Annotated in this window: 12 protein-coding genes; 3 read left to right on the top strand and 9 right to left on the bottom strand. The window is 46.2% G+C overall.

Features of this window, described 5'->3' with window-relative positions; translation table 11 throughout:
* Positions 1 to 78: 78 nt before the first annotated feature.
* Entirely contained in the window at positions 79 to 810 is a 732-nt protein-coding gene (locus NYE20_RS07455) for a DUF421 domain-containing protein (protein ID WP_015715759.1), read from the bottom strand.
* Between the two features lie 148 nt (positions 811 to 958).
* Between NYE20_RS07455 and NYE20_RS07450 the strand changes: the two genes are divergently transcribed.
* Entirely contained in the window at positions 959 to 1,183 is a 225-nt protein-coding gene (locus NYE20_RS07450) for a hypothetical protein (protein ID WP_032725555.1), read from the top strand.
* Positions 1,184 to 1,259: 76 nt separating this feature from the next.
* On the opposite strand, the gene hmpA is transcribed toward NYE20_RS07450, so the two are convergent.
* Together hmpA and NYE20_RS07440 are read right to left on the bottom strand one after the other, a co-directional pair.
* Complete coding sequence (gene hmpA, locus NYE20_RS07445) at positions 1,260 to 2,459, bottom strand: NO-inducible flavohemoprotein (protein ID WP_003232593.1); 1,200 nt, start codon at positions 2,457 to 2,459, stop codon at positions 1,260 to 1,262.
* A 240-nt stretch (positions 2,460 to 2,699) separates the two neighbouring features.
* Complete coding sequence (locus NYE20_RS07440) at positions 2,700 to 3,218, bottom strand: acyl-CoA thioesterase (protein ID WP_003232595.1); 519 nt, start codon at positions 3,216 to 3,218, stop codon at positions 2,700 to 2,702.
* 159 nt (positions 3,219 to 3,377) lie between these two features.
* On the opposite strand from NYE20_RS07440, the gene NYE20_RS07435 reads away from it, so the two are divergent.
* Both NYE20_RS07435 and pgl read left to right on the top strand, forming a co-directional pair.
* Positions 3,378 to 4,238, top strand: coding sequence for a dimethylarginine dimethylaminohydrolase family protein (locus NYE20_RS07435; protein ID WP_032725552.1), 861 nt, complete (start codon positions 3,378 to 3,380; stop codon positions 4,236 to 4,238).
* A gap of 89 nt (positions 4,239 to 4,327) precedes the next feature.
* The gene (pgl, locus tag NYE20_RS07430) at positions 4,328 to 5,377 is read left to right on the top strand and encodes a 6-phosphogluconolactonase (protein ID WP_070548863.1); all 1,050 of its coding nucleotides are present in this window, start codon (positions 4,328 to 4,330) and stop codon (positions 5,375 to 5,377) included.
* A 43-nt stretch (positions 5,378 to 5,420) separates the two neighbouring features.
* On the opposite strand, the gene NYE20_RS07425 is transcribed toward pgl, so the two are convergent.
* From NYE20_RS07425 to dppD, 6 genes are all read right to left on the bottom strand, one after another.
* Positions 5,421 to 6,410 (bottom strand): oligopeptide/dipeptide ABC transporter ATP-binding protein, encoded by a 990-nt coding sequence (locus NYE20_RS07425; protein ID WP_003232600.1) that lies wholly within the window; start codon positions 6,408 to 6,410, stop codon positions 5,421 to 5,423.
* Positions 6,411 to 6,422: 12 nt separating this feature from the next.
* Positions 6,423 to 7,313, bottom strand: coding sequence for a gamma-D-glutamyl-L-lysine dipeptidyl-peptidase (gene eepC, locus NYE20_RS07420; protein ID WP_161621532.1), 891 nt, complete (start codon positions 7,311 to 7,313; stop codon positions 6,423 to 6,425).
* Positions 7,310 to 8,410: an L-Ala-D/L-Glu epimerase gene (gene ykfB, locus NYE20_RS07415; RefSeq protein WP_032725545.1), complete on the bottom strand. Its 1,101-nt coding sequence runs from the start codon at positions 8,408 to 8,410 to the stop codon at positions 7,310 to 7,312. The genes eepC and ykfB overlap by 4 nt, the downstream gene beginning before the upstream one ends.
* Positions 8,407 to 9,366 carry an LD-carboxypeptidase gene (locus NYE20_RS07410; RefSeq protein ID WP_032725543.1) on the bottom strand — a complete coding sequence of 320 codons (960 nt, stop codon included), beginning with the start codon at positions 9,364 to 9,366 and terminating at the stop codon, positions 8,407 to 8,409. Before NYE20_RS07410 ends, ykfB begins: the two co-directional genes overlap by 4 nt.
* A gap of 87 nt (positions 9,367 to 9,453) precedes the next feature.
* Positions 9,454 to 11,103, bottom strand: coding sequence for a dipeptide ABC transporter substrate-binding protein DppE (gene dppE / locus NYE20_RS07405; protein WP_161621797.1), 1,650 nt, complete (start codon positions 11,101 to 11,103; stop codon positions 9,454 to 9,456).
* A 2-nt stretch (positions 11,104 to 11,105) separates the two neighbouring features.
* Positions 11,106 to 12,113, bottom strand: coding sequence for a dipeptide ABC transporter ATP-binding subunit DppD (gene dppD / locus NYE20_RS07400; protein ID WP_032721399.1), 1,008 nt, complete (start codon positions 12,111 to 12,113; stop codon positions 11,106 to 11,108).
* Positions 12,114 to 12,116 lie beyond the last annotated feature (3 nt).

Raw genomic sequence — 12,116 nt, 5'->3', positions numbered from 1 at the left:
CCTAACTAGGTACATTTGACACCAAACAAAAATTCCCTTTAAAAAAGAAAAAAGCTCTCATTACAAGAGAGAGCCATCTTAATTGTTATTTCCCGGTTTATATAAGTAAGGATCATGCTGCGGTTCATTAGCGGTATTTAAATCAAGGGATATATCACCGCGTGCATTCATCGTGCCAAGGGTAATCGAAGACAGCAGTTTGGGGCTGTACCCTTTTTCCTCAAGCTTCTCAAACAGCCAAGATCGGTTTTTTTGGAGATATTTCAAATTATGATCAAGGATTTCGCCATCCAGTATGAGCGGAATCGGGATAAAATTCCGTTCAGCTTCCATATTCAAATCCCGCACCTGCACCGCTCTCGCTTCCTCTTTCGGGATGACGCTTACTTCTCCTGTTTCTTCAATGATAGCAAGATCAATGTCAGCCGGGTCGGCATAGCCCTTTTCCCTCAGCTTTCCGAGCAGCTCATTAACAGTCAGCCTTTCTTTACGAAGGCCGCGTTCATCAATATCCCCGTTTCGGATTAGGACAGTCGGGCTCACGACCAGGAGCCATCGCCATTTATTAGATAAAGAGAGCTTGCTCATGATAAGATAAAGCACCAAAAAAGCACCCGCATAATAAATTGACATCGGCAGCTTGGATGTAAGGATCGGCTCACTGATAATGGTTCCGATTGCGAAGGTCAAAAGCAGATCAAAATTGTTCATTTGTGACACAGCTTTTTTACCGGCAAGCCGAAACAAAATATATGCAATCGAAAATACGATAACTGGCTTCAGTAAAAATACCCATACCATCCATAACACCGATCTTTACCTCCATCCGCTGGTCATATTGAGCCTATTGTGCCCCGTGGCAGGCCCGCTATGCATCAGTGTCTAAATAGGCGAACGTGCACATCGCCTGAACATAACATAATAGAAAGTGACACCGATTGGAGGCGCAATACGCAATATGAAAAATCAGAAGTCGAATACCCATTGGCCCTTTGATCTGCCATTGGCTCCCCAACCCGCGGGCTACCAGCAGCAAACAATTGACAGGCTGGCCGGTTTGGAGCTAAGGATGGAGCAACTAATTAGAGCGATTGAGGTAAACAATGAATTACTGAGAACAATGCAAGAACAGCAAAACCGTGTATGCACAAATGGCGGCGGGTCTGTGATTGTCCGGATGTAGAAACCGGCGCTTGTCTACCTTCTTATATCTCAATAAAAAACTCTTCTCTGAAAGGAGAAGAGTTTCATGTATGTGTTCAAACGGACTGCGCCAAACTTAATTGCGGACCGAATAGCTCGTAATGGATAGATTCTGGCGCTGATCCGAGCTCTGATACAAGCTTATGCATTGCCGTAATAAACGACGGTGAACCGCAAATATAGTAATCCGCATCTGTGTTGGCAATCAGTTCTTTGAGGAATTGCTGATCAATCTGTCCTTCATGAAAATGCAGATCACCTGCACGGTCTTCCTCTGTCGGCTCGCGATACACAAATGCTGTTTTAACAGCAGAATGTTTTGCTGCTTCTTCTACTTCATGGCGCAATGCATGATATTCACTGTTTTTCGCCGCATGAATGAACAGAATTTGCCGTTCAGGCTGTTTGGAAACAGATGTTTTAAGCATGCTGATCATTGGTGTAATGCCAACTCCGGCACTGATCAAAACGAGATCTTTTTGTGATGCATGATCTAAAACAAAGTCCCCTGCCGGTGCGCTGATCTCTATTGAATCTCCCTCCTGCAGCCCATCGTGTAAGTAGGAAGACACGACACCATCTTTCTTCACTGAAATTCGATAATAGTCTTTTCCCGGCATATCAGACAGGCTGTACTGGCGGATATGCGTATATTCAGAATCAGGAATCCGCACTTTGATGCTGATATATTGCCCTGCTTGGAATTCAGGTAACGGCTTGCCGTCTTCCGGTTTCAAATAGAAGGATGTAATTTCTTTGCTTTCCCGCTCTTTTTTTGCGATAACGAATGGCTTATACTCCTTCCAGCCGCCGGCTTGCTCTTCAGCCTGTTCATACATGTCTTTTTCAATTCCGATGAACGCGTCAGCAATGACTCCGTACGCTTTTTCCCATGCCTGCATAATGTCAGGAGTTGCAGCGTCTCCCAATACATCTTTAATCGCAATCAGCAAATATTTACCGACGATTGGGTAGTGCTCAGGCTTAATTCCGATACTGCGGTGCTTGTGGCCGATTTGTTTGACAACCGGAATGATGTTTCCTAATTGGTCAATGTTTGCCGCAGCTGCAATAACGGCATTTGCCAGAGCAGTTCGCTGTGTTTTTTTCTTTTGGTTTGTTTGATTAAAAATGTTCAAAAGCTCTGGATGGTCTTGAAACATCCGATCGTAAAAACGGCCAGTGATTGTTTCTCCATGCTGTTGCAATACGGGTACAGTGCTTTTAATAATTTCGATTGTTTTGTTATCTAACATTTTATAAACAATCCTTTCGAAAAGATGTATTCATAATATATCTTTAAAATACATGATCTTACGAACAAAAGATATATCTAAAATGAATCTTTAATAAAGTTGTCACAAAATTATCAATTTAACATGACATTTGTTGCTTTTTTATAGAATCCCCTAGCAAAAACGGACTAACCATTGCAATAATCACCATTGAAAAGTACAAAAAAAAACCCAAAACAACTTATGTTTTGGGTTTAACGTTCACCAAGGCTTATCAGTTCCAAGCGCATTCGCAAGCGCCTGGCTGTGTTTCTTGCGGTTCTTACGTTCATTAGCACGCTGTACAGCTGTATTATGCAGCATGATTTCTTCTTCTGTTTCCGGTACAACCCTCGGTACAGGCACCGGCTTGCCATTTGAATCTAATGCGACAAATGTCAAAAAGGATGTGGCAGCGAGTTCCCGTTCGCCAGTCATCAAATGCTCCTTAATAACTTTCACAAATACTTCCATGGAAGATGTGCCGACCCATGTCACATATGACTCTAGGCAGACAGAATCCTTTTGCCCGATCGGCTTTAAAAAATCTACAGAATCCATTGAAGCTGTTACCGTTTCACGTCTGCAATGGCGCGCCGCTGAAATAGAGGCAATGTCGTCTATGTAGCTCATTAATTTTCCGCCAAACAGCGTATTATGGTTGTTCGTGTCAAGCGGGAACACCCTGCTGGTTTTCACAACCTTTGACTCTTTACAAAATCTTGTTTCCGGTGTTTCCATACCTTTCTCCCCTTTGATGTCTGATCTTTTAGCTAAATGCACTTATATTCTCCTATTAAACAATATTCTCTTCCATTTGTCTAAAATTTAAAATGGTTTAATGATTTTCATGATGAGGGAATAATAAATGTATTCTTCACACTTTAGGAGGAAAAACAAATGGACGTATCCATCCCGAAATCTCAGCACAAAACGGTATGCCGAACGGAATACGGCACACTTCAGAAAGTGATCTTATGCAAACCTGAGCACATGACCATAAAAGATGTTATAAACGAAACACAAAAACATTTTGAAGATGACAATATTCATGTAAAAACCGCAAACGACCAGCACAGCCGCTTAGTGGAAGCACTTAGGTCACACAACGTTGAGGTCATCCTTTTACCCGTTCGCGACGGGCTCCCAGAACAGGTTTTCACTAGGGATATAGGGTTTGTCATCGGAGAAAAAGCCTTTCTGTCAAGCATGACTGAACCGATTCGCCAAGGAGAAGAAGCCGTTATAAAAGATTTTTTTCACAGCCAAGGTATCTCTTATACCCGCATGCTTGATACGAGTATTGAAGGCGGAGACGTCATTATCGATGATGACATTGTCTATGTCGGAATCAGCCAGCGCACCGACATTTCAGCTATCGGCCAGCTGGAAGAGGCACTTCCTGAATATACGATCGTTCCAGTGAAGCTTCATGAAAAATTTTTGCATTTGGACTGCGTATTTAACATTGTATCTGAAAGCGAAGCGTTAATTTATCCACAGGCCATTGAGCCAGATGCAGCCGATATGCTGGCAAAACGTTATGATCTTATTGAGGTGCCCGAGGACGAACAATTTACGCTTGGCACCAACGTCCTTTCAATCGGAAAAAAAACGATCATCAGTCTCCCTGGCAACCGCCATGTCAATCAACAGCTATCGAAAAGAGGCTATCACATTATCGAAATTGACCTGTCAGAAATTATTAAATCAGGCGGCTCCTTCAGGTGCTGCACAATGCCGCTGATTCGAGGCGAATGAAGAATCTTCCCCTTTTTCATGTTTTGAACAGCTTATTTTATCAAGATACGTTAATATAGAGGTGACATCATTTTTAAGGGGGAAATCGCATGACAAAATACATAGGATATGTCGGGACGTATACAAAAGGCGGAAGCGAAGGAATTTATTCATTTGAGCTTGATACTGAGAAAAAAGCACTCAGCGAGCCAAAGCTGGCCGCTAAGCTGGGCAACCCGACATATGTGGCGCCGAATAAAAACAACACCATCCTTTATTCCATCGAAAAAGCAGACGGCCAAGGCGGAGTTGCTGCCTATCAAATCGATAAAAACAGCGGCGAATTGACATTTCTGAATCATCAGTTAATTGATGGCCCTTCGCCATGCCACGTAAGCATTGATGATCAAAATCAATTCGTCCTGACTGCCAATTATCACAGCGGGAAGGTACACGTTTTTCCGGTTCAGGAAGACGGCAGCTTGCAATCACCTGTTTCAGAGGCCGCTCACACAGGAAAAGGGCCGCACGAAAGACAAGAAAAACCGCATACACACTACGCGGGGTTCACACCTGAACACAATTATGTGGTAGCGGTTGATTTAGGTATAGATAAGCTGTACACCTATAAGCTGAATGACGGCGTGTTGACTGAATCCGGAAGCCATTCCTTCGCTCCCGGTGCAGGACCTCGCCATATCGCTTTTCATCCGAAAGAAAAATACGCTTATGTCATGACAGAATTAAGCAATGAAGTGATTGCGCTTGAATACAACCCGACAGCCGGCGAATTTAGAGAAATCCAAGTCGTTTCTGCCATCCCTGATGATTTTACAGATAACAGCCAGGGAAGCGCAATTCATGTCACGCAGGATGGACGTTTTGTTTATGTCGCAAACCGCGGCCATGACAGTATCGCCGTATTTGAAGTGAATCAATATTCAGGAGAGCTGGCTTTCGTAGAAAGAGTGTCGACAGAAGGAAACTGGCCTCGTGACTTTGTACTTGACCCAACGGAAGGGTTCCTCGTTGCTTCAAATGAAGAAACAGGCAACCTTGTCTTGTTTGAAAGAGACAAAGAAACCGGCCGATTGACACTCCTCCCATCAACGGTTTCTGTCCCTTACCCGGTTTGTGTAAAGTTTTTACATCAAGTATAAAACAAATGGAGTGGCTCTAGTAAAAAGGAGCCACTCTTTTTATTTATCTCACTTTTTCCTTCGTTTCAGCATTTCGATACAAATGGCAAGCGACAAAACGGCCGGGTTCGATTTCTTGAAGCTGGGGACGAGATTCTCCACATTCAGGCATCGCCTCCGGACAACGGGTCCGAAACACGCAGCCGCTCGGCGGATTCACTGGGCTCGGCAGCTCCCCTTTCAAGAGAATACGCTCACGCTTGTCCTCCAATTCGGGATCCGGAATCGGAATCGAGGACAAAAGCGCCTTTGTATAGGGATGAAGCGGTTCACGATACAAGGTGCCGCTCTCTGTAATTTCCATCATGTGTCCTAAGTACATAACACCGATCCTGTCACTGATATGCTTCACCATCGAAAGATCATGGGCAATGAATAAAAACGTTAGCCCTTTCTCTTTTTGAAGCCGCTTCAGCAGATTGACCACCTGCGCTTGAACAGAGACATCAAGAGCAGAAATCGGTTCGTCCGCCACGATAAATTCCGGATTCAGCGACAGTGCTCTCGCAATCCCGATTCTTTGCCTTTGCCCGCCGCTGAATTCATGCGGATAACGGCTGCCAAAATCGGGATGAAGCCCAACTGCCTCAAGCAGCTCGTCCACGACGAGAAGCCGCGCTTTATGGGTATTGTAGAGATTGTGAATCTCCATCGGCTCCAAAATAATTTCTCGAACGGTCATGCGCGGGTTAAGTGAAGCATAAGGGTCCTGAAAAATCATCTGCAGTTTGCGGTTGAAGGCAAACTGCTCTTTTTCACTCAGTGCATGAAGATTTGTGCCGCGGTATGTCACGCTTCCTTCTGTCGGCTGATAAAGGCGCATCAGCACTCTCCCCAAGGTTGATTTCCCGCACCCTGATTCCCCGACTAGCCCGAACGTTTCTCCTTCACGAATCTGAAAGGTGACCCCGTCGACGGCTTTGACTGTCCGCTTTTTCCCTGCGTCAAAATGCATTTTCAGCTGGCTGACCTCTAACAAAGGCAGTGGCGTCATTTGTCTCCCTCCTTATTCTGAAAAACAGCGGCGCACCGCACAAAGTTCTTTTTCATAGATTGTGTCTTTTAATGTGAGGATTTCGATTGATTTTCCTGTCTTTGGAGAATGAAGCATTTTCCCGCCGCCAACGGAGAGACCGACGTGATGAATCGCTCCTTTTCCTTCCTCATAAGCAAAAAACAGCAGGTCACCGGCTTTCATATCATCAAGCGGGACACCCTTCCCCGCCTTAGCCTGATCTCCCGCATCACGGGGGATGCTATATCCATTTGCCTTAAATATACTGTACATAAATCCGGAGCAATCAAACCCAAACCCGCTGATCCCTCCCCACAGGTAGGGAAGGCCAAGGAAAAACGCACCCGTTTGAATGATGTCTTCAGCAGTCCCTTTCTGTTTGCTGACAGGCACTGCATCACTTTGCTTCACAAACCTTTCTCCCAAAACAGTCGAAACCTTAAAATATCCGTTTTCTTTTGCAATAAAGGGGAGAACCGTCAAAAAGCTTAATTCGATCTCCTTTTCCCCATTGCTTCTGTACAAAAAGGCAGCAGGTTTGCTGATCATCACATCGTGTTGTGTATCGATGGGCATAGATTTTTCCAGCTGGTTCTTTTTCATCCAACCTGGGTATCCGCGCGGATCCTTTCGGGATGGCTGGCTAGGCACGATCACAGAAACCCATTCCCCCTGTTCTGCCATCACAAGTACCTTTTCGCCAAAAAGAACCTGAGTTTGGATTACATTGTCTGTACATAATCCAAGCCGTTCATCATACGTCATGCGCTCCAGCCAGTCTCTGATCATTACAGTCGGTTGAAGCATGAATTGATCAGACGGGCGCGGTGAATCAGGCGCTGTCCAGATGTTGGCCACTGCTGATATGACAGTGTGCATCATTGCTCTTTTTCCCCTTTCAAAAGCGCAGTCCCGGTGATTCCGAGGCCCGGTTTGCCAGGCATCGAAATCGTGCTGCCGCTATATGTTATGCCGCCTTTGAATACATCTGTTTTCAGCATCAGCGGCGCGTCAAAATCAAAGCGTGTGATGTTTCTCTTGCTTGCCGCAAAATGCGCCGCGGCCGTAATGCCCAGCTTCGTTTCGATCATGCTGCCGACCATACACTCCACCCCGCAGGCCTCCGCCATGGCATTAATTTTCTCTGCTCCGCTGATGCCGCCTGCTTTCATCAATTTAATATTGATCAAGTCTGCGCTCCGGGTTTGCAGAACTTCGAACGCCTGGCGCGGTGTAAAAACACTTTCATCAGCCATAATCGGCGTATCTGTTGCATCTGTCACCTTTTTAAGCCCAGCGAGATCATCTTTATGGACAGGCTGCTCGACAAGCTCAATGCCTAGACCCGCATCCTCCATTTTCCGAATGGCAGTTACCGCTTCCTTCGGCGTCCACCCCTGATTAGCGTCTAAACGCAGTTTCACAGCTGATCCGACACGTTTTCTGATTTCCTGGATACGGGCGATATCTGTTGCAATATTATCTTTTCCGACCTTTATTTTCAGCGTTTGGAAGCCTTGTTTGAGATAATTCTCGGCATCAGCTGCCATCTCTTCAGGTGAGTTGACACTGACGGTATAGTCTGTTTCCAGCGTATCTCGGTATCCGCCAAGCATTTGATAAAGCGGCAGCCCGCACATCTGCGCCCAGCCGTCGTATAGCGCCATCTCTACAGCAGCCTTCGCGCTCATATTTCCTGTAAGAAGATGCTGGATGTCGTGCAGAATGGCCTCACAGCCGGACAGGCTTTTTCCAAGCAATGCCGGTTTCAACACATGGTGAATGGCACTTTCAATGCTATCCATGCTGTCTCCTGTAATCACTAACGTCGGGGGTGCTTCTCCCCATCCGACTGCACCGCTGTCATAAGTAATCCTTACTATGACTGATTCAGCCGTATACACAGTGCGAAGCGCGGTTTTAAACGGCTTTGTCAGCGGGACAGCGATTCGGCTTGTTTCGATTCGAATGATTTTCATGTCTTCAGCGCCCCTTCTGAAACGCCTGCCTCTATTACGACTGTTTTTTCTGCTGTATTCATTGCAGCTTTCGCACCGATCGGAACGGCAATACTTGGCGAGCAGTGGCCGATTTTAAATCCTCTCAGAGCAGGCCTGCCCGCAGAAATAATATAGTCTTCCAGCACCTGCTCAAGCGAGAGAGACTTCTCTCGCTTCACCGGGACACAATTGTGAAAATCACAAACTAGAATTCCTGCCGCGTCCGTCAGCTTCCCCGCCATTTTCAGCTGATTCAGCATCCGGTCGATTTGATAAGGCTCCTCGTCAATATCTTCAATAAACAGAAGCTTTCCTCTCGTATCAATTTCAAATGGCGTGCCCAGTGTAGACGTCAGCAAAGACAGATTTCCCCCGACAAGCTCGCCTTCCGCTTTTCCAGGAACAAGCGTGGTCAGCGGAGAAAGCTCTTCTGTATAGGTGAATTCCGTCTCCTGGAAGAGCTGCTTATATGACGCTTTTGTCAGCGGGTGAACGTCGTCAAGGCCAATATCCGAGCTGAGCATTGGGCCATGGAAGGTGACAAGACCTGTGTTTTGATGAATGGCAGTATGTAAAAACGTAATATCGCTGTATCCCCAAAAGATTTTAGGGTGTTTGCGGATCAAGCTGAAATCAATGCCCGCGGCGATACGTCCTGTCCCAAAACCCCCGCATGCGCACAACACTGCTTTTACCTCCTTGTCTCTGAACATCTCATGGAGATCCGCCAGCCGCTCATCATCCTGTCCCGCTAAATAGCCGTGCTGGTTTTTCAGCGCCTTGCCTAGCTTCACCTGAAGACCGAGCTCTTCTAAAAATAAAAGCGCGGTGTCAAGCTTTTTTGGATCCGGCGGACTTGCGGGCGCGATCACTCCGACTGTATCACCCTTTTTCAGCGCTTTCGGCTTGTAATTCAACGAAAACACTCCTTTCATTTGCTCTGCACCCTACGTATACGTGCAAGAAAGAGAAAAAATACCGCTCCTTCGCATAAAGAAGCAGTATTTCCTCAATCACCGCCATCAGTTTTTATCTGCCCATTTTAAATCGATATAGCCGACAGGGTGACGGACAATTCCTTTTACTTGTTCATTTTGCAGGTGAACCTGATTATAAAAATAAACCGGAATGATCGGCGCTTCATTGATGAGCAGCTCTTCAGCTTGATGCATAAGAGAGAACCGTGTTTTTTCATCGGCTTCATTTTTCGCCTGTTTGATCAGCTGATCGTATTCTTTATTGGCCCAGCCTGTGCGGTTCATCGAATTTCCCGTTTGAAAGGCTTCCAGAAAACTGATAGGGTCCGCGTAATCAGGCAAAAATGAGCTTTGAGAGAATTGGAATTTCAGCGCTTTTTGATCCTCTAAAAATACGTTCCATTCCATATTGGCCAGCTTTACATCGACTCCAAGGCTATTTTTCAATTTTTGCTGAATAGCTTCGGCAATCTTTTTATGCTCCGGCTTTGTGCTGTAAGTAAGCGTGATCGCAGGAAGCTTATTATAGTTTTCTTCCTTCATGCCCTTTTCGAGCAGCTGCTTCGCTTTGCTTTCGTTAGGCTTGATCAGGTCTCCGCCTGCTTCACGGAAATCTTTGCCGTCAGGCTGCGTAAACCCAGGCGATACAAAGGCGCGCGCCGGTTTTTCATTATTTTTCGTGACATACTTTACAATTTCCTCTTGATCCACAGCCATCGCAAAGGCTTTTCTGATGTTTTCATTTTGAAACGGCTCCATGTTGACATTAAATCGATAGAAATAGAGACCCGCCTGGTCAACAATATTGACGTTATCCTGATCAAGCAGCTGATCACTCAGCTCAGCAGGGACATAAGCGGTATCAAGTTCCCCTGATTGAAACATCTGGTAATCTGTATTTCTGTCACTGACCATCGCCCATTTCACCTTATCAAGTTTCACTGTATCTTTATCCCAATACGTGTCGCTTTTCTCCATTGTGATGCTGTCATCATGCTTCCATTCCGTCAGCTTAAACGGGCCGTTTCCGACAAATGTATCCGCCTCAGCAAACCACTTTGGATTGTCTTTATCGACCTTTTCATTTACCGGAAAATACGCAGGATTGGACACAACGCTCAGAAAATATTTTTGCGGTGCTTCCAGTGTAACTTCAAGGGTTCGATCATCCTTTGCCGTCACCTTCACATCGTCTTTTTTCCCTTTCCCGCTGTTATATGCTTCGCCGCCTTCAATAAAATAACCTAGGAATGCCGATGAAGCGCCTTTTTTCGGATCAAGCATCCGCTTCCACGCGTATTCGAAGTCTCCGGCTGTTACAGGATCTCCGTTTGTCCATTTCGCATTTCCCCGAATCTTAAATGTGTAAGTTTTATTATCTTTCGAAACAGACCATTTCTCCGCCATTGCCGGCTCGGGCTCATGATCTTTGCCAAGACGCGTCAGCCCCTCCATGATGTTATTTAACGGCTGCCATGACACATTATTAAAGCCGATCGGCGGATCGAATGAAGTCGGTTCATTTTCATTATTTACATACAGCACCTTTTCTCCGCTGGTTTTTGCCTTATCATGACTGCCTTCTTTTCCGGCCTGTTCATTTGCTGTGCACCCCATCAGCGCAAACGAAAGTCCTAATGCAAGACCCATGCCCCATAGCTTTTTCACTCGTTTCATCCTCTTCCCCCTTTTCATGTTCAATCCTTCGCATCCCCTGACAGCACCGCATGCTCTGCTCGTTGATCCTGCAGCCAGCAGTTGACGGTGTGCGAGTCAGATCTGATCGTCTGGCCCGGGTACACCCTGTCACACACAACCATCCTGTTCGGACAGCGGGCGGCAAACGGGCAGCCCGGCGGAGGCGAAAATAAATCCGGCGGCGTTCCGTCGATTGGGATCAGCTCAGCGCCATCTAAATCCAGCCGCGGGACAGAAGCCAGCAGTCCTTTTGTATAAGGGTGCTGCGGCTGATAAAAAATATCTTTTCTCGTGCCGATTTCCGCGATTTTCCCGGCATACATGACTGCGACTCTGTCAGCTACCTGGGCAACGACCCCTAAATCATGTGTAATCAGGATGACAGACACATTCGTTTTTCTCTGAATCTCTTTAAACAGCTCTAAAATCTGTGCCTGAATGGTTACATCCAGGGCGGTGGTCGGTTCATCCGCAATTAAGATGTCAGGCTCGCAAATCAGCGCCATCGCAATGACAATCCGCTGTCTCATGCCGCCGCTGAATTGGTGGGGATATTGCTTTAGGCGCTCTTCGGGATCTGGAATACCAACCAATGACAGCATGGAAAGCACCTCTTTCCGTGCCGCTTTTTTGCTCATTTTTTTGTGGCGCAATAGCGCTTCCCCCAGCTGGTCGCCGACAGTCAGCGTAGGGTTTAACGCCGTCATCGGGTCTTGAAAAATCATAGAAATGTCGGCTCCCCTTATACCTCTCATTTCTTTGTCAGAGAGACGGCAAAGGTCTTTGTTTTTAAATAGAATGCTGCCGTCTGTCACCTTCGCCGAATAAGGCGGAAGCAGGCCCATGATGCTTTGGGAGGTAACGCTTTTGCCGCAGCCAGATTCGCCGACGATCGCAAAGGTTTCTCCTTTATACAAATCAAAGCTCACCCCTCTGACCGCCTGAACCGTCCCGCCGTAAGTCGTAAAAGACACGTGCAGATTTTGGACAGACAGAACTTTTTCCATACA

This window comes from Bacillus sp. FSL R5-0416, from assembly GCF_037975425.1.
GTDB lineage: Bacteria > Bacillota > Bacilli > Bacillales > Bacillaceae > Bacillus > Bacillus subtilis.
The sequence above is the reverse complement of the archived record's forward strand: the minus strand, read 5'-3'. Positions and strand labels throughout refer to the sequence as shown.